Source organism: Limnospira indica PCC 8005 (assembly GCF_000973065.1).
Lineage (GTDB): Bacteria > Cyanobacteriota > Cyanobacteriia > Cyanobacteriales > Microcoleaceae > Limnospira > Limnospira fusiformis.
On sequence record NZ_FO818640.1, the window covers coordinates 2,150,034 to 2,170,611 of the forward strand.

12 protein-coding genes are annotated in these 20,578 nt (G+C 43.8%); 8 read left to right on the forward strand and 4 right to left on the reverse strand.

From position 1 onward, the window contains the following. The first annotated feature begins 332 nt into the window (after positions 1–332). The 6 genes from XZ46_RS09445 (at position 333) to XZ46_RS09465 (ending at position 11,992) form a co-directional block, all read left to right on the forward strand. Complete coding sequence (locus XZ46_RS09445; protein WP_006670070.1) at positions 333–2,903, forward strand: MASE1 domain-containing protein; 2,571 nt, start codon at positions 333–335, stop codon at positions 2,901–2,903. Between the two features lie 46 nt (positions 2,904–2,949). After that, positions 2,950–3,783: a ribosome biogenesis GTPase YlqF gene (gene ylqF, locus XZ46_RS09450; RefSeq protein WP_006626242.1), complete on the forward strand. Its 834-nt coding sequence runs from the start codon at positions 2,950–2,952 to the stop codon at positions 3,781–3,783. A 139-nt stretch (positions 3,784–3,922) separates the two neighbouring features. Continuing rightward, positions 3,923–4,111: a hypothetical protein gene (locus tag XZ46_RS36430; protein ID WP_071533666.1), complete on the forward strand. Its 189-nt coding sequence runs from the start codon at positions 3,923–3,925 to the stop codon at positions 4,109–4,111. Positions 4,112–4,728: 617 nt separating this feature from the next. After that, a complete protein-coding gene (locus XZ46_RS09455; RefSeq protein ID WP_008050057.1) occupies positions 4,729–6,594 on the forward strand; it encodes a GtrA family protein in 1,866 nt (621 codons plus the stop codon). Between the two features lie 6 nt (positions 6,595–6,600). Next, positions 6,601–8,928, forward strand: a complete 2,328-nt coding sequence (locus XZ46_RS09460) for a hypothetical protein (RefSeq protein ID WP_008050060.1) — start codon at positions 6,601–6,603, stop codon at positions 8,926–8,928. Positions 8,929–9,073: 145 nt separating this feature from the next. Beyond that, on the forward strand, positions 9,074–11,992 hold the full coding sequence (locus tag XZ46_RS09465) for a plasmid replication protein, CyRepA1 family (RefSeq protein ID WP_006626237.1): 2,919 nt from the start codon (positions 9,074–9,076) through the stop codon (positions 11,990–11,992). Between the two features lie 238 nt (positions 11,993–12,230). On the opposite strand, the gene XZ46_RS09470 is transcribed toward XZ46_RS09465, so the two are convergent. The 3 genes from XZ46_RS09470 to XZ46_RS09480 all read right to left on the reverse strand — a co-directional run bounded on the left by XZ46_RS09470 (position 12,231) and on the right by XZ46_RS09480 (position 15,842). After that, positions 12,231–13,724: a site-2 protease family protein gene (locus XZ46_RS09470; protein ID WP_008050062.1), complete on the reverse strand. Its 1,494-nt coding sequence runs from the start codon at positions 13,722–13,724 to the stop codon at positions 12,231–12,233. Between the two features lie 102 nt (positions 13,725–13,826). Further along, positions 13,827–15,092 carry a glycosyltransferase family protein gene (locus XZ46_RS09475; RefSeq protein WP_006626235.1) on the reverse strand — a complete coding sequence of 422 codons (1,266 nt, stop codon included), beginning with the start codon at positions 15,090–15,092 and terminating at the stop codon, positions 13,827–13,829. A 123-nt stretch (positions 15,093–15,215) separates the two neighbouring features. Further along, positions 15,216–15,842, reverse strand: coding sequence for a DUF6745 domain-containing protein (locus XZ46_RS09480; protein ID WP_006626234.1), 627 nt, complete (start codon positions 15,840–15,842; stop codon positions 15,216–15,218). A gap of 603 nt (positions 15,843–16,445) precedes the next feature. On the opposite strand from XZ46_RS09480, the gene XZ46_RS09485 reads away from it, so the two are divergent. Further along, positions 16,446–17,489, forward strand: coding sequence for a phosphotransferase (locus XZ46_RS09485; protein ID WP_008050067.1), 1,044 nt, complete (start codon positions 16,446–16,448; stop codon positions 17,487–17,489). Here XZ46_RS09485 and XZ46_RS09490 read toward each other — a convergent pair. Next, positions 17,486–18,037, reverse strand: a complete 552-nt coding sequence (locus XZ46_RS09490) for a peroxiredoxin family protein (RefSeq protein ID WP_006626231.1) — start codon at positions 18,035–18,037, stop codon at positions 17,486–17,488. The genes XZ46_RS09485 and XZ46_RS09490 overlap by 4 nt on opposite strands. A 383-nt stretch (positions 18,038–18,420) precedes the next feature. Here XZ46_RS09490 and XZ46_RS09495 point away from each other — a divergent pair, with 383 nt between their 5' ends. Further along, positions 18,421–20,571: a VMAP-C domain-containing protein gene (locus XZ46_RS09495; RefSeq protein ID WP_008050071.1), complete on the forward strand. Its 2,151-nt coding sequence runs from the start codon at positions 18,421–18,423 to the stop codon at positions 20,569–20,571. The last annotated feature ends 7 nt before the right edge of the window (positions 20,572–20,578 follow it).

A 20,578-nucleotide genomic window follows, 5' to 3' on the forward strand; every position in this document is an offset into this window, starting at 1 on the left:
GTAATTGAGTGCTATAGTAAAGTTGAAATAAGCAAGAATCCCCCGTTAGATGGCTCTAGCAATTAACGGCGGAAGTATCAAACTATAAAATATCCCATTACTTCGACGAGGTGGGAAGTGGGTGTCTAATGGTCTAGCTTGGTTCGCTTACTCGGTGGATGAACTCAAAAGTAGGAAGCCAGAGACAGCGGTGGTGAGTTTGTGCAACTTGTCTTCAGATTCTAGGAAGTTTGAGGAAGTACCCCAAGGAAGTCGCAAGACTTAGCGCCGGGTAGCTTAATACTGAGGATAATTTCTTTGAGTGTGGGGGAGAAGCAACGGAGGGCAGCAAAATGCTTCAGTTCCATAACATCCTCAGATCTAAACTGGGACGCTACCTAACTATCAATATGGTTGCGCTTCTGGTCTATCTGGGGCTAATCTGGATCACCATTGAGACTTTAATGCTCAATGCCATGGAAGCCATATTATGGCCAGCGGCGGGATGGTCTTTAGTGGTTTTAATCTGGTGGGGGGGTAAATGTTGGCCGGGAATTGTTCTCGGTGCTTTGTTTTCTAACTATTGGCTGACGGGTCACTACGGTTATCTGGGATTCATTAGGACTCTGGGAACCCTCCTAGAAGCTGGCGCGGGTTGGTGGATGTTAAAAAGGATCGGTTTCTCTCCGGCTTTAGCCCGCCTCAAGGATGTACTGGGACTAGCTATTCTAGCTGGAGCCCTCTCGAGTCTGATTAATTCTACTATTACTCCGATCGCATTATTAATCGCTGGAGAAATTAAACCCGATACATTAATCGATATTTGGGTAACATGGTGGCTGGGAGATACCATTGGCGTTCTGCTATTAGCCCCGGTACTTCTGACTTGGGCTCATCGATTTCGGATTAAATATCAACAGACCAGAGACTTGCAGGAGTCAACTGGCAATTATTGGAGTTGGCTATTACCAGAAAGCTGGGAAATTCTCAAAAACCCCAAGCAACAGCTATGGCTGCCTAAATTATTCAGCTATCTGGAAATAACCATCTGGTTCCTACTATTTTCGGCTTTGAATTGGTTTGTATTCTGTTCCAGAACCCGGGTTCTCACTATTCACTACCCCCTAGAGTACCTGCCATTTCCACTATTAGTCTGGGCTTCCCTGCGTTTTGGTCAGCGAGGAACTGCGATCGCTCACTTATTAACGGCAACATTTGCCGTCTGGGGTGTCCTACGGGGTAGTGGTCCTTTTATGAACAACCTTAACGAAAATCCCCAAGTCTTTTCTCTACAAGCCTTTATTTTGGTGATGACTGTCACCGGTTTATTTTTGGCGGGTGCGGTGGAAGAACGACAAACTGTAGAAGCCTCTCTACGTTCGGGGGAAGCTAGTTTAGCTACCGCTCAACGTATTGCTAAGTTAGGACACTGGGAATTAGATATCCCACAACTAACCTGTACTTGGTCTGATCAGTTGTACCGCATTTTTGGCGTTAATCCTCAGCAAGTGACTCCCAGCATTGATAGCTTGATGCAATATATCCATCATCAGGATCGCCCACGGGTGGAAAATGCTATTTCTCAAGCTATCTCAGAGCAAATTCCCTATTCTATAGATTATCGGATTGCACGCCCTGACGGTCAAGAACGATTTGTGGTTGAACAGGCGATCGTTACTCCTACCCATATTACTAGCACTGTTCAGGATATCACGGAACGCAAACGAGCCGAAATTGCTTTAAGAGCTAGTGAGGAAAGGTTTTCGCGGGTGTTTAAGGCTAGTCCCATTGGTATTAGTATTACTACTGTTGAAGAAGGCCGATTTGTGGATGTCAATGATAGTTTTCTTCAGCAATTGGGGTGGAGTCGAGAACAGGTCATTGACCGCACTTTTGAGGATTTGGAAATGTGGGATGCTGAACAGATTAACCCCATTTTACAAAGGATTACTAATGGCGATCGCCTCAGTAATTTAACCGTTCAAGTTCGCCATAAATCAGGAGCAATTCGAGATTGGTTAATCGCCATTGAACCTATCCAATTAGAAAATACTCCCTGTTTGCTTATTCTGGCTAGTGATATCACTGAACATAAGCAGGCTGAGGAACTCCGTAGAGCTAAAGAAGCTGCTGAACAGGCTAACCAAGCTAAAAGCCTATTTTTAGCTAACATGAGTCATGAACTTCGCACTCCCTTAAATGCTATTCTTGGCTACAGTGAATTACTACAAGAAGACGCTGAAGACCTCGGACAGGATGATTGGGTGGCAGACTTGAAAAATATCCACGTGGCTGGTCAACATCTCCTCACCTTAATTAGTGATATTCTCGATTTTTCTAAGATTGAAGCTGGCCGCATGAATTTTCACTTGGAAAAATGTCAAATTAATACCTTGCTTTGGGAAGTGGAAACTACTATAGCACCCTTGGCAGACAAAAATCATAATCAATTTACCCTAGAGGTTGCGCCCGGTCTTGACTTGATGTATACTGATTTAACCAAGGTGAGACAGTCACTGCTTAATCTGTTAAGTAATGCCTGTAAATTTACCGAACAAGGACAGGTGACTTTACGAGTATGGAAACAGTTAATTCCCGCCACAGATTTACCGGATTTACCCGTTTATCACTCCCTAGAATCTCCCGAAGAAGAACTCTCAGAAATTCCCTTTATCTTTTTTCAAGTTCAGGATCACGGAATTGGTATGAATGAGCGACAAATCGCCACGGTTTTTAGCCCCTTTACCCAAGCTGATGAAAGTACAACCCGTAAATATGGGGGGACTGGTTTAGGACTTTCTATCACCCATAAATTATGTCAGATGATGGGTGGTGACCTCTGGGTGGAAAGTGAGTTAAACAAAGGGTCAACCTTCACCATGCGATTACCTCAATATATGTATCAGGGACAAAATCAAACTTGAACATTTCACTTAACTATTAATCCACTATTAACTATTTTCCCAGATTATGACAATTCAATGGTATCCCGGTCATATTGCTAAAGCTGAACGCACCCTCACAGAACAACTTAAACGAGTTGATGTTGTCCTGGAAGTTCGCGATGCTCGTATTCCCTTGGCTACTCACCATCCTAAAGTATCTCAATGGGTATCCCAAAAGCCACGATTATTGATTATTAATCGCCAAGATATGATTCCTCCCCATATACAACAACAATGGCAACAGTGGTTTGAGGAACACCAGGAAATCCCCTATTTTACCAATGCTCAACAGGGAGATGGGGTCGATGCAGTAGTACGCGCTACTAAACAGGCTGGGGAACAGTTGAATCAAAAACGTCAGCAACGGGGAATGTTGCCCCGACCTGTCCGGGCTGTGGTGATTGGATTTCCCAATGTCGGTAAGTCGGCTTTGATTAATCGACTTTTGGGGCGGCGAGTGGTAGAAAGCGCTCGACGGGCTGGGGTGACTCGAAAGTTACAGTGGGTCAGGATTTCTAAGCAAATTGAATTGTTGGATGCGCCAGGGGTCATTCCTAGCCGTATTGAAAATCAACAGGATGCTCTCAAGTTGGCGATTTGTGAGGATATTGGTGAGGCGGGTTATGATAACCAACGGGTGGCCGCGGGTATGGTCGATTTGTTTCAAGATCTCCAAATTCACCATAAACTGACCGATCGCTATTCTCTGGCGATCGCTTCGGAAAATGGAGAGTCTTATCTACAAGCCTTGGCTGATCAACGCTTTCAAGGAGATTTGGAACGCACCGCACGACAACTACTTAATGATTTTCGCAAGGGCTTATTAGGCGCGATCGCTTTGGAAATTCCACCATCTTGATTTTACTCAGTTTGACAGCACATACCATAAATCACTGTTTTTGTCAAGTCGCCGATTTTCGATCGCTCCGAATTTCCCCAAAACTCGTGCATCGCTAAACTTGAAATTCCTACTGCGATCGTCTAAAGCTCACCATATAATCGTCTTTTGGGGCTATATTTTGCTTAGTTCACGTAAAACTCCTGGGAGGGTTGGAAGCTCCGTGATTTATCGCGGAGAGGAAAACCGACTCAAGCGGCTGACCGCCGCCAGCACCCCCTTGCGGGGTGGAGGGGTATGGTTGCCCCTCCATGGAGCTATGGTTGGCTCCGACTCCCTTGCGGGGTAATGTTTGCTTCGCTAATGTTCAGAGTCGGTACTTTCCAAATCGCACTGTCTTAACCCCTTAGGACTGTTTAACGATTTGGTTCTAGTGCCTGGAACTAGCACGCATTCCAGGGTAGGAACTTTAACTCTTGCTCTGAACGTAGCCAGTTAAGGCTTAAACTGGTCAGCTACCTGAAAGCGGGGGGCAGGAAGCCCCCGTGCTTCAGCCGGGGGTGCTGACATAAACCCCAGTGGATTTTTATTTACATAAATCTACCACAACCCCCATTCTGTCGTCAACTATTTGATAATCACTAGCAATAAAAATGTCATAAATATTTACAATCTTTTAAATATTAAAACTATTTGCAAATTTTAAATTAGCAAAACTTATCGCCGCCCGGCTTTTTGGGGAAGGGGGGTTGACAATTTGGGGGAAAATCGGATATACTTTTATTATAATGGTAATCTGTCTTCCAAAAAAATATATATAAATATTACAATTATGTTATATATAACCTATAATATCAGAAAATAGAGGATAATGTCAACCCCTTTTGAATAGAAAAATCGGGTTATTATGGATGATAGTGTATGATGAGTACAATTTGCCCTAGTCGATAATTTGAGTGTGGTGTGATGAAACCGATTTACATTTTAGGTGCAGGTCCAGCGGGGTTAGCTGCGGCTTATACTCTCACCAGTCAGGGAATTCCTGTAGTAGTAGTAGAAAGAGATAAGCGGGTGGGGGGACTAGCGAAAAGTATCGAGTATGAAGGGTTTATTCTCGATTTCGGACCCCATCGATTTTTCACCAAATTATCGCCTGTGGTGAAACTATGGAATCAAGTATTAGGAAAAGACCAGGTAACAGTTAATCGACTTACCCGCATTTATTACGGGGGAAAATACTTTAGTTATCCTCTCCAAGCCAAACAGGTGCTTTCCGCGTTGGGGTTATTAGAGACAGTTAAAATACTTTCGTCTTATGTGAAAGTGCGTTTATTTCCTAAACCCCAGCCCGATAATTTTTCCGAGTGGGTGATTGGTAAATTTGGGAGACGGCTGTTTGAGATTTTCTTTGAAAGTTACACCGAGAAACTTTGGGGAATTCCTTGTACAGAAATTAGCGCCGACTGGGCGGCACAAAGAATTAAGGGTTTGTCCTTATATAAAGCGGTGGTTAATGCCTTATTGGGAAATGATGGTAAAGTCAAAACCTTGATTGACCAATTCCAATTTCCTCGGTTGGGTTCTGGTCAACTTTATGATAAAATAGCTGATTATTTAAATCAGCATCAGCAGCCTTTATTACTGAATACCGAAGTGATTGAGGTACATCATAATGATGGTGAGGCTACCCATGTGACTGTCCGCAACCGTGAGACTAAAGAAGTGCAAACTTTTCCCTGTGGGGGGGTGATTTCTTCTATTCCGTTAACTTTATTGGTGGAAGAGTTGAAAACAGCACCGCCTCAGCCAGTGATAGAATCAGCGCGATCGCTTAAATTTCGGAATACCATTTTAGTCTATTTAATTATTGATGATGGTCATTTATTCCCCGATAACTGGCTATATATTAATGACCCCAGGGTGAAATTAGGAAGGGTGACAAATTTTGCCAATTGGTCGCCGGAAATGTTACCCAATAATCATCAAACTCCCCTCTGTTGTGAGTATTGGTGTAACTTTGATGATCAGTTATGGAATTGTCCAGAGGAAGACCTGCGACAAATGGCGCAAGCCGACCTGATTAAAATTGGATTACTCCAAAAGCAGCAGGTTTCTGGGGGGTTTGTTGTGCGTTTACCTCGGACTTATCCGATATATGCCGGAAATTATAAAGCCTCTTTAGCAACCATTGAGGAGTATTTTAAAGGCTTCCAGAATTTGCAGTTGGTCGGTCGATATGGTGCATTTAAGTATAACAATCAAGACCATAGCCTCTTGATGGGAATTTTGGCGGCGGAAAATGTCATGACCCCCGGAAAACATAACCTCTGGAATGTCAATAGTGATAGTGAATATGTCGAGGAAGCCGAAGCCGACACCCCCACCACAGTGGCGGCGGTTTCCCGAAAATCTCGCCGTCGTCAGACGATCGCTACTTTGCGACAGTTTGGCGGTTATTTACTCACCGGGGGAAGTGCGACAGTTGTAGATGTTTTGGTGTTTTCTCTTCTTACCCAGGCGGGAGTTTGGTATGTTTACGCCTTGGGAATTAGTTACTTTTTGGGATTAAGTACCAATTTCTGGTTAAGTCGTCGGTTTGTGTTTGGTATTTACTGGCGTAATTGGTTGATGCAATATGGGGTATTTGCGACAGTCGCCTTAAATAGCTTATTGGCGAATTTGGGGTTATTACAATTGTTGATTAATGAATTGGGATGGTCTCCTACCCCTGCTAGACTCGTAAGCGCCGCCTGTGTAGCCTTAATTAGTTTTACCGGACATAAGCTATATTCCTTTTCGTCTGGCGATCGCGTTTCCAGTTGGGAGTCTTAGGTAAAAATGAGCGATCGCAAATTTACCCCGTCACCAAGTTTAGCTGTAGTCCTGATAATTACCCTTACCAGTTGGATGATTTTTGTTCCCCTGGTCAACCCCATTGCTATCCCTCTCGGAAACAATACCACCGGGGTAATTTCCCAAGCCAGCATTGAGAATATCAGTCCCTATACAGATTATCTCAAATATCTGATTTTGCTATTTACTCCCCCCCTGCTAACTCTGATAGTTTGGAAATTTGGGAAAATATCGCTGGGAGAATATCTCCATTCTGTCATTAACATTACCGCCAAAACTCTCAGCCAAAATTGGTTTTTAGCAACCGTTACTGGAATTTTACTCTTAGCTTGGGTCATTAATATTCCTTTCAATCAGTTTCCAATTACCTCCCTTTTGCGGGACTCCTTCCACGAGGGAGAGTTTTTAGGATTTTGGCCGAATTTCTCCCAACTGGAAAAGCCATTTATTAATACCGTCTTAATTCATGGCTATGGTATGGATGTTTTCCCCACAGAAGTAGCCATGAGGTTGATTAGCAATGATAATGGAATTGTATTGACTCGGCTATTTGTTAATCTCCAAAATGCACTCACTGCTGTAGGCTATTTTTGGATTTTGTGGGAAATCACCGGGTTAGTAGGATTAAAAAAGTCAAAATTACCCATTTTTTTACTCTTCTGTTTATTCGCGTGTATTTTTGATGGCATTTTCTTCAAGTTTGACGGAAGGCGAGGGACTTGGTTTGTCTTTCAACTCGCCATCACTCTCCGTTATTTTCGCCTATTTATACCCTGGGAAAAGCCAGAAGACTTAAAATCTAATCATGTCCGAGATAACCGCCATTTTCATAGCCGACAAGCCATAATTTTATCCCTGTTGGTGGGGTTGTCTATTCCTGGGGGTTTTTTATATGTGTATGACCGCGCCATATATTTCCTAGCCGTTTATTTGATTACCTGTATCATCAGCCTATTTTTACCTTCCCCAATTCGCAAGACTTGGTTAACTGTAACTTCCACCGGGGTAGTAGTTTCCTTCACGGCGATCGCCATTTTTTTAGGACTAGATCAAGTCAATGCGATCGCCTCTCAAATCGCCTACTGGGGAAAATATGGTCGCTACATTTCCTTCATTCCCCTTCCCCCCTTCCAAATGACCTTTATCTCTCAAAAATTCTGGCTATCTATTCTCATTCAAGCCGGAGTTTTAACCTATCTCACCTGGGACTTAATCAGCCATAAATTCCAACTAAAACCCTTTGTCCGCAAACATTTATTTACCCTAATTCTCCTATCCGCCGCCGGCGTTTATATGAGAATAACCTTAGACCGCAGTGATTTAGGTCATGCTTATCACGGCGCAATGATGACAGCATTGTTAAGTGTATATTTATTACTCTTGGCTTATCGGCGATATCTGGAAAATCCCCTACATAAATTAACCCTAACTTTGCCGCAAAAGCTGAGTATAGGCGTGTTATTGATATTTATTCTGACCTCAGAATCTGGTTTTAATGTCCTGGAAGCATCCCAGAAACTCTCGCGCCTCCCAGCCGCTATCTCTATCCCTGATGCTGAATTACTCAAACCCGATTATTTAGAAGCCAAAAATGTCATGTCAGCCGAAATAGCCAATCAATCCTGTTTTTTTAATGTCACATCAGAGGGATTGTGGTATTATCTATATAATAAGCCATCCTGTTCTAAATATAGCTATGTTTTGTATGCCAAACCTACCGTCGCCCAAAACCGGGTAATTGAAGACTTGGAAACGACCCAACCCCCCATAATTTTATTAACTAATGATGTCTGGTTTCAAAACCCATGGGATGAAGTCTTAAAAGCCGATTCAGCCTCTCTAATTTATCAATACATTTTACAACAATATCGCCCTCACAAATTCGTCCAATCCCATTGGTTTTGGCGACGGAGTGATATGCCCCCAACTTTCGCCACTACCAACCAATTTAATGGCGCAATTGATGTCATTCCAGAATCACCAATTCGGGTAGGTCAACCCTCAGTTTTAACCGGGTGGGGAGTAATTCCCGAAACCCGAAAACCTGCTGATGCTGTTTATCTCAGTGTCGGGGAGAATAACCAGTTAATTGCTGTGGGAGAAGTAAATATTCCTCGCTGGGATGTTGCTAGTGTTTTAGGAATTCGTGAATATGCACAATCTGGCTGGAGGCTAAGGATTCCCACCGCTAGTTTACCCTCTGGCGAAATATCTTTAAAGGTTTGGGCTTATAATTCCGAAAACCACCAGCTAACCCAAATTGGAGAAGCCATTGATATCATTAAACTGAGTCAGGATGGGGCGAGGACCTGATGAGTCCGGTCAATTACCCCATATCTATGGAAGATTCAGCCAATCAATTGACAAAAACTCCACATCTGGGGTTATAGTATAAATCCCCTAAATCCCAATTGATTGTATAGGCAGTGTGGGGTGTGCCTAATTTCCTGGAGATATAGTGAATCATCTGATAGAATGGAACGCAAGCTGCGTTGACCCAGAGCTAACTCAATTGAATGTTATCCCCCTAGAAGGCGATCGCCCTTTAGATTATCTGCTGTATGCCGACAACCTACCCAGACGCAATGGTGGTCGAGTATGCGATCGCATTCTTAAACGCTATAGTCATGTTAACCAAGGGGGCTGGTGGTGTTCAGGTGTCGATATCTTAACCGGAAACGAGGATCTGTGGGGATGCTTCAAACCCGCCAAACCTCGCCTTAGCAGTCACAGCAATAAACCCATAAAATACGAACATCCTCCCCAAACCGCCACCGGAATTTTTGCCTTGCGAGTCTCCCAATCAATTTGGGAAGCGATCGCCCATCGTCACAGTTTAACCATTTCCCCCGAAGCCATACAACCAGACCGCGCCGATTTAGGATTTTGGGAGTGGGTCATTGATCATCACGAAATTCCCATCTGTATCACCGAAGGCGCAAAAAAAGCCGGATCACTACTTACTGCTGGATACCCAGCCATAGCCCTTCCCGGTATTAACGGCGGCTATCGAGTCCCGCGAGACCAATGGGGAAACCGCATCGGAAAATCTCAGTTAATTCCAGAATTACAAAAACTAGCCAGCCAAGGTCGCCAAATCTATATTGTCTTTGATAGCGATACCAAACCTAACACCATCAAAGCCGTAGACGCAGCTATCCGCCAAATGGGATATCTTCTCAGCCGCAGAGGTTGCCATACTAAAGTCATTACCTGGAAACCCCAATTAGGGAAAGGTGTTGATGATCTCATTGCGACCCAAGGAGTAGAAGCCCTACATCAAGCCTATCAAGCCGCTACACCCCTGGAAACCTGGCGCGCCATCTCCCACTCACGCTTGACCTATTCCGCCGATTTAAACCTCAATTGTCCCTATCTCCCAGAGGATTTAGCTATCCCTCAAGCCTGCCAATTGGTGGCGATTAAATCCCCCAAAGGTAGCGGGAAAACTAGACTCCTAGAAAATCTCGTTAAACAAGCCAGTGATAAAGGTCAGTCTGTCCTGGTTATCGGTCATCGTATCCGCTTAGTAGAATCTCTCTGTCAGCGGTTTGGTTTAAACTATATGAAAGCCGGAATGGGGACGGTTATCAGTCGTCCTGGGGAGGGTTATGGATTATGTATTGATTCCCTGCATCCCTCTTCCTCCCTGGGTTTTAACCCCAATAATTGGTCTAATACTTTGGTGATTTTTGATGAAGTTGAACAGATAATTTGGCATGGTCTAAACTCCGACACCTGTCGCCAATATCGAGTCGCTATATTGCGATCGCTAAAAGTTTTATTGCAAAATGTCTTCATGTCCAATGGTCGGGTAGTTATCGCTGATGCTGACCTCAGTGATACTACTATTGATTATCTCAAAGCCTTATCGGGAATTCCCCTAACTCCCTTTATTATCGAAAACCATTTTCGACCTGCTGCTGATCAGGCTTGGAATGTTTATCACTATGGCGGTCATACTCCTAAACAATTAGTTAAAGACCTAGAAAATCATCTCGCTAATGGCGGTCGTCCCTTTGTGTGTTTGTCCGCCCAAAAGTTAGCTAGTAAGTGGGGGACTTCCACCTTAGAAGCCTATTTTAAAGCCCAATTTCCTCAACTGAAAATCCTCCGTATTGATTCCCAGTCTTTGGCTGACCCTCATCATCCCGCCTACGGTTGCATCAACCGACTTAATCATATTTTAGCAGATTATGATCTGGTTTTGGCTTCCCCTGCTATTGAAACTGGGGTGAGTATTGATTTAAAAGGTCATTTTACCTCCGTATGGGGTATCGCCCAAGGGGTTCAATCTGAAAATTCTGTGCGTCAGGCTTTGGCTAGAATTCGCGAAAATATACCTCGACATCTGTGGATAGCTTCCCACGGTTTAAATAGGTTGGGAAATGGCGCTTTATCTATGGCTTCCCTGCTGAGTTGTAGCCATCGCTTAACTCAGTTAAACATTCGTTTATTACAACAGTCAGATTTTGATGATTTTGATGATTTGGAAATGGGGTTTCAAGCTGAGTCTTTAATGTGTTGGGCTAAAATTGCCGTCCGGTTTAATGCTACTATGACCCGCTATCGGGAATCTGTATTGGCTGGCTTGGAAGCTGAAGGTCATCAATTATCACCCGTTTCTCCCCCTTGCGAAACTTCTGATTCTGATTTGGTGGCTGACCATCACCTTAAACCTAGTTTAACTGATTTGATTGACGCTGTGCGCGATCGCAATTATCAGACCGAATGCTGGGCTATATCTAACGCTACAGATTTAAGTGATTTGGCATATCATGTTTTGCAAAAAAAAGTGTTTAAAACTCCTGCTGAAAGTCAATCTTTACGCAAACATCAGTTAAAATTGCGCTATGGTATTCCCGTTAATCCTGAATTGATAACTAAGGATGACCAGGGATGGTATGAAAAATTAAAATTGCATTATTTCTTAACTGTGGGTCGCCCTTTCCTGTCCGCGAGAGATGCGCGAATAGCACAGGATTTGGGACAACGAGGAAAAGGTAGTTTATTTGGTCCTGATTTTAACCGATCGCAATTAGGCGCGGTCGTCGCTACTCTGGAATTATTACGCTTTCCTACTTTATTACAACAGGAAAATCGGGAGTTTAAAAATACTGATCCTGATTTACAGCAAATGGCGAAGCTGGCTTTAGGCGATCGCACTGCTATTAAGTCTATTATCGGAATAGGGTTAGCACCACGATCTACCCCCATTATGGTATTAAGTCGCTTTCTTGATCAAATTGGCTATGGCTTAAAATGCGATCGTCTCGAAACTTATGCCAAAAAACGACATCGGGTCTATCAATTACTTATCCCTGATGATGACAGAAATCTTGTCTTTCAACAATGGTTGAATCATTCTGGGGGTTGACAACTGTTGTCGAGTCGTGATAGGCTATTGACATATAGTTTATAGCATAATGGATAATTGACCCAAAAAATAAAATTTCTAATATTGCCATTATGTAACATAGTACCACGAGCCACCTACAAAATCAACCCCCCCAGTGCCAAAAAGCCGTTTTTTCTAACACTTCTTAATTTTTTGTTACATAAATTAACACAATAGCCGATATAGAGACAGGGGGTGGTTTGTGTATGGGGTGAGATCAACCGCCAATTCCCAAGCGACTGGCTAAGGTAGGGGTAAGGGGAAAGAGGGTAATAATCATCATAAAGATAGCCAGGAGTCCCAAAGCGGCGCGGGTGTCGTCGGGTTCAGTGAGTTCATTAAGGCTAGGACGTTCGAGGTTACGCTGTAAAATCAGGATAACCGCCGCCCAATACAAAGCCAGGGGATTGACCAAAGAAGCGATCGCCAAAACAATAAAAGTAGCAAAAGTAGACCTTCCAGCGACTTTGCGCCCAAAGATAGACTGGATAATGCGACCACCATCTAACTGTCCGGCTGGCATTAAATTAATAGCAGTAATCACCAAGCCTAGCCAACCAATAATAGTCAAGGGATGAACATCGACAATACTTTGTTTGAGGGCGTTTCCGAGAATCAATTTGGAAAGTAGCCCGACCAAAACAGAACCCTGGAAAAAGCTAGTGGGAACTTGAAACAAACTACCTTGGTGGGAAAGTATCAATCCAGCCAATAGCATAAGTAGTGATAACAAACCCCCGGCGGCGGGTCCAGCTAGGGCGACATCAAATAAAACCTTCCGGTTGGGAAGTAGAGACTCAAATCGGTTAAAAGCGCCAAAGGTGCCGATTTGTACAGTAGGAATGAAAAAGGGGAGACTAAATTTAACCTGGTGGCGGTTGGCGATAACTTGATGGGCGATTTCATGGGCGGCGAGAACCGATCCTATACCGATCGCAATAGGTAAGACTTCCCCATAACGATTATGTTCACCAAAGAAGTCGAAGCCCAAAAGTAGACCCCCGGCTTGAAAAATAGTGGCGACTGTAATCACCAGTAAAACCAGGGCGAGGATTTTTTGTCCATCTGTAGCGGGTTGGGGGTCTTTGCTACTGGGAAGGACAATGACAACGGGTTTACCGTCAGGATTTTCGATTAAAAATAAACGGAAGCGATCGCCCATTTTTTCTTGAAGGCTGCGGCTGAGACGACCATGGACCTCTTCCGGGTCACTGCGAAGGTTCCCCTTAAAAATCACTCCCTCTTGATAGGGGAAAGTTTCCGTGGCGAAAAAGGTATCAATGCCAAAAATACCTTGGATAACTTTTAGGTCTTCTGGGTTGATAGCTGTAGTTTCAGTTTGGGGAGTCCCTGGTGTTTCCCGGCTGGTGTCGCTGAGGTTAACAGCTTCTGGGGTAGGAGTTTCCCCCTCTTGAGGAATCTGTGGGTTGTTGTCATCTAATTCTTCAGCCAGCGATCGCAGTTTTCGCCCCAAGTAAATGTAAATACCCGTGGCGGCGACGAATAACAGCAGAATGCTGACAAAGTTAATATAGATGCCAAAGGCAGTTAGCCCAAAAAATAATAGCCAGGGTCCCATCAGAGATACTGACTGTAGCCATGAGAGAATGCCAGCTTTTCCATAAGGTCTAGCGCGGTAGTACCCCCAAGCCAGAATCCCTAGGGAAATTAGTAAGATAAAAATTGTAGTGTTGTCCGATGCAATAAACATTCTCTTCCTTTTTGTCGAGTCCCAAAAATCAGGCGATCGCGTCTTGTAGTTCCTTTTAATACAATAACCGTTCTGAGAAACAAGACGAGAACCCACAACAGTCTAATTTGCTTCCGAGTCAGCCTCCGGCGAAGGTTCACCAGCATTTTTTTCGGTAAGTTCCCTCCCTTGTACCATATCGCGCCGGGTGGCTTCCCGTAGTTGTTCCCGCAGGGCTGGCATTACCGCTAACGCCCTAGTCCAGTCAGGAATTTGCGCCCCCGCTGGGTTGCGGAAATATTCGTCCCCGGCTTCTGCGATCACCTGTTCAAAGATTTCCACTGTCATTTCTTCCTGGTGGCGATCGTAGTGTAGGTTATTAAATCGGGCATCAAGAAAATATTGTCTCGTGTAGTCTTGTGCTTCTCGCCGAAATTTTACCCGCAAAGTATGGATTTGTTCCCGGCTAATGGTAACTCTTTCCATTTCTACTAGGGTTCTGAGAATTGAACGGAAAATATCCCGGCACATCTTCCGCAGGCCTTCATTGCTGGATCTTCCTAGGCTTTGATGTTTATGGTCGAAAATCCCTAAGTCGATTTGGGCGATACGTTTATCGGCAACATTGCGGTAGACTTCTGCTAATAACCCGATTTCTAACCCCCAGTTACCCGGAATGCGAGTATTCAGGGCCAGGTCATCGGTCAGGGCAAATTCTCCCGACAGGGGGTAACGATAGGCGCTAAGATACCGGAGGTAATTGTTATAACCAAATACATCCATCATTGCTGTCAGTAACGGTGTCACAAACAGACGCACTACCCGACCATGAAAACCTAGGGGTTCCCCTCCTATGCGCGCGTAGTAGGCTTTATTGAAGGCCAAGCCTAAGTCCTTCTCCACTAGGGGAAATAACAATTTGAGCGGATAGGATTTATCATAGGTGGTAATATCTGCATCATGGAGAGCGATCGCTTCCGCTTGCAGGGATGCTAAACCTAGTCCTAACCATACCGCTTGACCTTTACCTTTAAAACTCAATAGATCTAGCCCCTTTTCCCTTAATTTGTTCAAAAGTTGAGTCACGCGGGGTCCGTTTTCCCAAATTACTAGGGTCGGTTGGGGCATGATTTCAAAAAATTGAACCGTGCTGGCATATTGTTCTAAGGTGGTTGCTCGCACACATATTACAACAGTTCTGACAAATTCACAGTCTTTTAAGCAATCGCGAATTTGAGTCAGCGCCGGTCTTTCTAGTTCTTCATACAACGCCGGAATTAGGACGGCTGTTGGGGAAATTTCACTGAGTTGGGTTAAGCGACCTTCTAATAATTCTAGGTCACAGCCAAAATCGTGGATTGTGGTAATTAATTCTTGTTTATAATCCATAAAAAAAGCCCAACTCTCAAACCATTAGATGCTACAATTGTAGAATAGATGGTAACATTTTTATCTCGATATGGCTAGAATTGAACGAGACATTTTGCCGATCGCATAATCATTAAATATTGTTTAAGTTGACACTGCAAATTCTTCCGGGTCAATCCCCCAGTTCACCCACTTAATCGCCGCCCTAGCTGAGGTCATATCTGGGGGAACCCGCAGGACATGAATTGATTTGGTACTCCCACAGGTCATTTTTAATAATAAAATTGGCTCGTTTTCCTGATAGTTATCAATTTTTAATAAATTATATTCCCGCCAATTATCTAATTCTACCGAATCGAGTTCTTGGCAAATTCTGCCATAACCTATCCCCTCAATTAACACCCTTATTCGTTCCGCATTTGGTTCCGTTAATAACCATTGTGATTGCCATGGATTTGGGTGCAGTTTGCCGTATTTTTCCGGTAACCTTACCCCCTGGACGTGACAGCAAAATCCATCGGAAAATTCGATGGCGGCTTCCCCTTCGGCGTGGAGGCGATCGCTTTCATCCACACTATGACGGATTAACTCAACCCCCCATAGATAATCTTCTCGGAAAATCCAGCCATGATGGGCGTAGACCTGATAACCGTCCTCAAATACCATAGCGGGTTTGGCGATCGCGTGCAAGCGAGACCTGTTATCTGTTAACCTCGTGAAATCATGAGGCTGATTAGCTTTTTCCTTGGCTGATTTAATCAGACATCTCATCACTTCCATGTCCCATTGATTTAATTGGTTTCATATTCCCAGCTATCAGGTCAGCCATAGCGCATAACCACTACAAAAACTGTAATCAATTTTACCAAATTTGAGGATAGTTGCTAAGTGATCAACCAGAAATCGCAGATTTTGTTCAAATCAGACTTGCCAAAAAATTCGATTTGTAGTATGGCTTGGTGGAATGGCATAATCGTCCATTATATCAGTTTTCGGGAAAAATACAAATAAATAGTTAAGAATTATTGACCGGGAAAATCATCTGGAAAAAAAATATAAAAATGTCATTTTTATCTTACAATTTTAGGCTAGAAGAAATATGATAATGAATCAAATGGTGTGATCGATTGGTGGTTCAACGTCGCCATAGCTTGTCATTTATACCAAAAAGGTTTGATAATTTTTGATGGTAGAAATAACCGGATAGTTGAGGGAATCAGGCGAGGAATCAGCCAATTGATCCAAAAAAGGGAAATAGTCAATACAGATGCTACCAACAACGGAGGGAAACCGTTAGCCAGCTAAAGCGATCGCATCTGTGTGGGACCAGAGAAGCCGTCAACACTCATCAAATAACTTTGGAGGTATAAAGCCATGATTGCTGTTAGTCGCACCAAAAGCAAAGGATCTAGACTAAGCCTAACGACTACAGAAGAGACATTTCCCGTCAGTTACTCAACCCTAGCCTGTGATGCTTTACTTTCCAAGGTACTGCCTAAGTATAGACTCGAAGCAGTCCAGAGTTGTGAATTTTGGCATCGAGGCTTGAGTGATATATATGTAATCGAAACATCGATCAGATCCTACATTCTCAGAGTGTCCCATCATCATTGGCGGTCCAGGTCAGAAACCCAATTCGAGTTAGACCTGTTGGACTTTCTGCGGAAACGAGATATTCCCGTTTCGCACCCGTTAAGGACTTGGGAGAATCAACTGTTAGTAGAAATTAATGCACCGGAGGGGAAACGATATGCAGCCCTGTTCACCTACGCATCAGGACAAATCCCCCTAGGAGACTTAAACTCTAGCCAAAGTCGCCAACTAGGTCAAACTGTCGCCCGTCTTCATCAGGTTTCTCGTCACTTCCATACAGACCATTACCGATCGCCACTAACCCTAGAATACCTCTTAGATCGTTCCGTAGAAGCGATCGCCCCCTTCCTACAATTGCGATCGTCTGACCTATCAGACTTACATAATACAGCAGAGACAATCCGGGCTCAACTAGCTGATTTCCCCAAAAACGCTGACCTATGGGGAATTTGTTGGGGAGACCCCCACAGTGGAAACGCCCATTTTACCAATTCAGGAGAGATCACCCTATTCGACTTTGATCAATGTGGCTATGGTTGGCGCATTTTTGACATCGCCAAATTTTTACAAGTTTCCCTACAAGCCGGGTTAGGACGTAGTAGCCGAGACGCTTTTATACAAGGATATCAAGATATTTACCCCCTCACTGATTGGGAAAAATATACCTTACCCGCCTTCACCCAAGTTGCCCAAATTTGGTCCTGGGCGATTAGCTTACAAAGCGCCAAAATGTACGACTACAGCCGCTTAAATCATGGTTATTTTTCTCGTTACCTACAACAGCTCAAACGCTTAGAATCCAAAGATTGGCAGCCTGGTTTTTAATTAGCTAGTTCATCCAGAACACTCAGCAGTTTAGGGACTGTCGCATTGGGTTCAAGAAACGAAAATAAATGGCGATATTGTAAGATTCCCTCACGGTCTAAAACAAATTGAGCCGGAAGAGGTGCGCCCAAGGCTTGACCTACATGATAAAGTCGGAAAATACCACAGCTAGAATCACTTAACAACGGCATTTTTAGACCTAAATCTTTAACCACGGTCTGGCTTTGTGCTGTGTCTGTACTGGTAATCATCAATATTTCAGCGCCACGCTCCACAAAAGCTGCATAATTTTCATTGAGAGCTTTTATGTGGGGGTAGCATAGGGGACAATACTGCTTTTCCGTAAAAATTCGCGTAAACGCCAGAATAACAGGCGTATTACCTCGGTATTCAGACAGACGCACTTTCCCATTATTCGTGATGTCTGGTAATTCAAAGTCTGGGGTCTTTTTCCCTAAGTGTAAAGTCCCAGTCGCCGGAATGGGTAAAAAGTTTCGGAAAAATCTTTGATTCAGTAACCCACTAAAGTCATTGGAAGTTAGCATCATCTCAATCTCATATCTACTCTGCTTGATTAGCTATCAATGTAATTCATAATTATGTTAACTTATGTAAAGAAATGTAAAGAAATGTTACGAAAATTTTTTTTCTGGGGGGGTTCCTTGCTTTTTTGGGAAACCTGGGCTATACTTTTAGATAATGGGAATATTGATAATTTTTTTTAAAGGATACATATCTCAATTGTGAAACTGTACATAGATATAGTATCATGGCTTGGCAGCACCTGTCAAGCCTAGCGGCACAAGAATTCCCAGACAGCAGCAGAAGGTTAATCCGGTGGAATCAAAAATCCCAGAAAACCATGACCCCAGACATCAGATTTCTAGGCGGTTTCTGGTAGAATCAGTCCATGAGTTAGACGGAGCAGGATATGGCGGTCAAAAAGACCCTCTATCGGCTGGGAGTATTTGGAGCCTGCTATGTTGCAACCTGCACATTCCCCCCAGCCTTGGGTGTCGTGGGGTTACTCTCGAACCCAGAGGCTCAAGAGTTTTTGGGAGAAACTTGCAAGGCTATTGGCTCAGTTATAGCCGGAAATGTGGCGAATGAGTTAGGGGATGCCACCACCGGACATCCTGGGGTTTCTTTGAAAAACCACGATTTAATACAAGCCGTTGGGAAAGCGATCGCCGCCATTATTACCGATAAAGCGGTTCCTAAGTTTAAGCATGATAGAAAGACTCGTCACCATCTTCTGAAGATTGCCAAAATCACCCCAGAAGAATGGGTAGGTTTATGGAGTCGTTGGCTAAATGAAGATACCGGAGAATCGGAAAGATATCCAGAACTGGGTGAGGGTAAACTCCCAGATATCCTGATTCCAAAAGATGATAAAATCCTGGAACTGGAAGATTGGAAAGATATTTTTAGACGACTGAATTGGAAAGCCTGTCCGGGTGGAGGATTTCAGTTTCCTGATGGAGTTTCTGCCACAGTCTCCGAATTGCTTTATGATGAGTTCCCCCAAGCCTTCCGTCAAACCCTCAAGGAAGATTTTGCCGAAGATGGTAAGGCTTTCGCGGGGTTAATGTTGGATTTACTGACCGGGTTGTGGACTGACTTGGCTCGGCTAAATGAACAGCAAAATTCTCAGTTTGCAAGTGTTTTAAGCCAATTACTGCAACTCAAAAATGACGGCGAAGCGAGTCAAGCCTATCAGATTCTAGAGTTTGCCAAAATCCAAACATATTTTGATGACTTACAGCGTCAACTTGAGGGAAGCCAAGAACAACAACGGCAAACCCTGCGAGATATTTCCGAAAGGCTTGAGTCGAGTTATGGCAGTATTCGAGAGATTTTACAGAGCATTCCCCGGCAGCTTGAAGAACTTCAAGCCGGTATTGACCAAGCGAATCAAGGGATTGAAGAAATCAAATCTCTATTAAAATCATCGATCATCCTACCCGTTCCTGGGATGTTTGAAGATAGAAAACCTATGAATTTTGAAGGGATATCCCAACAAATTCTTCAGATATTGCAGGGGATTGGGTATGATAAAGATGTCGTAGAGTTTGCCCAGACTGCATTGCCAGACGATGCTATTGTAGAGGATACTTTTTTGCCTTCTGAACTCAGCAGTTTGACCCAGATTTTGCGGTATCAATGCTTAGATAAATTCTTAAACCTATTGGAAAATCAGATATCCCAAAAAGAAGCCGATAATTTACCCCATCCCTTAGAGTCTTATGTGCTGGTTACTGTGGAGTCCCAGAAAAAGTCTGAGCAATTCATCGTCAAGGCTTGGCTAGTGAAGGATAATTCCTTAATCCAAAATGACCCCAATACCGCGTTTAAGCCGCTGTTAGATGAACCTGGGGAATATGGGTTAAGTTGTACTCAGGCGGAGATTCAGAGTGTGTTAAATCAATGTCTCAGAAAAGCCTTAAAGTTGCTGAGAGGAAAGCGGTATCATTTAACTATTGAAGTGTTTTTGCCCCAAGAGTTTCTCAGTACCGAAGTTGACCAATGGCAATTAGAATTTGACCCCATTGATAGTGAATTTTGTTGGGGGATGAGGTACGGACTGCGAGTGCGATCGCTCGAACGATTAAATCTCGATTATCTTGACAATTACCTAAATCAGTGGTATGAAAACTGGGGGAAAGTCAGCCAGATTTTAGACCAATATCCCCCGTTAGAAAGTTTTGAGAGCCTAGAAGACCTCCACAGCTTCAACTCTCGGCAACTGCCCCACCAATTAACCCAGAAAATAGGCTTAAAGTTGACTTGTCCCACCGCCTCTGAGCAGTTCCAGGTTTTAGTCAAAGCCATGTTACAAGCAGCAACACCGATCGCCCTTTGGCCCCGATGCCCTGATGCCAATTCCAACTATGCTGAGAGTATCAATCAACTGCTCACCTGTCGCCCTTTGCGTCAGTTAACCGAGTCAGTCCAAGAACTGCGATCGCAATCCCGAGGAAATGGACCCGATCATCTCGGATGTCATTTAGGCTTTCTCTGGGAAGACCCTTATCGTCTCACCCCTGAGATGATGATTGAACTCATGCAACCCGGAGAATAACCCACCT

Bases quoted from the DNA above. Each gene is read 5' to 3' on its own strand.
- XZ46_RS09445 (WP_006670070.1), top strand. From the start codon at position 333: ATGCTTCAGTTCCATAACATCCTCAGATCTAAACTGGGACGCTACCTA.
- ylqF (WP_006626242.1), top strand. From the start codon at position 2,950: ATGACAATTCAATGGTATCCCGGTCATATTGCTAAAGCTGAACGCACC.
- XZ46_RS09455 (WP_008050057.1), top strand. From the start codon at position 4,729: ATGAAACCGATTTACATTTTAGGTGCAGGTCCAGCGGGGTTAGCTGCG.
- XZ46_RS09460 (WP_008050060.1), top strand. From the start codon at position 6,601: ATGAGCGATCGCAAATTTACCCCGTCACCAAGTTTAGCTGTAGTCCTG.
- XZ46_RS09470 (WP_008050062.1), bottom strand. From the start codon at position 13,724: ATGTTTATTGCATCGGACAACACTACAATTTTTATCTTACTAATTTCC.
- XZ46_RS09475 (WP_006626235.1), bottom strand. From the start codon at position 15,092: ATGGATTATAAACAAGAATTAATTACCACAATCCACGATTTTGGCTGT.
- XZ46_RS09480 (WP_006626234.1), bottom strand. From the start codon at position 15,842: ATGAGATGTCTGATTAAATCAGCCAAGGAAAAAGCTAATCAGCCTCAT.
- XZ46_RS09485 (WP_008050067.1), top strand. From the start codon at position 16,446: ATGATTGCTGTTAGTCGCACCAAAAGCAAAGGATCTAGACTAAGCCTA.
- XZ46_RS09490 (WP_006626231.1), bottom strand. From the start codon at position 18,037: ATGATGCTAACTTCCAATGACTTTAGTGGGTTACTGAATCAAAGATTT.
- XZ46_RS09495 (WP_008050071.1), top strand. From the start codon at position 18,421: ATGGCGGTCAAAAAGACCCTCTATCGGCTGGGAGTATTTGGAGCCTGC.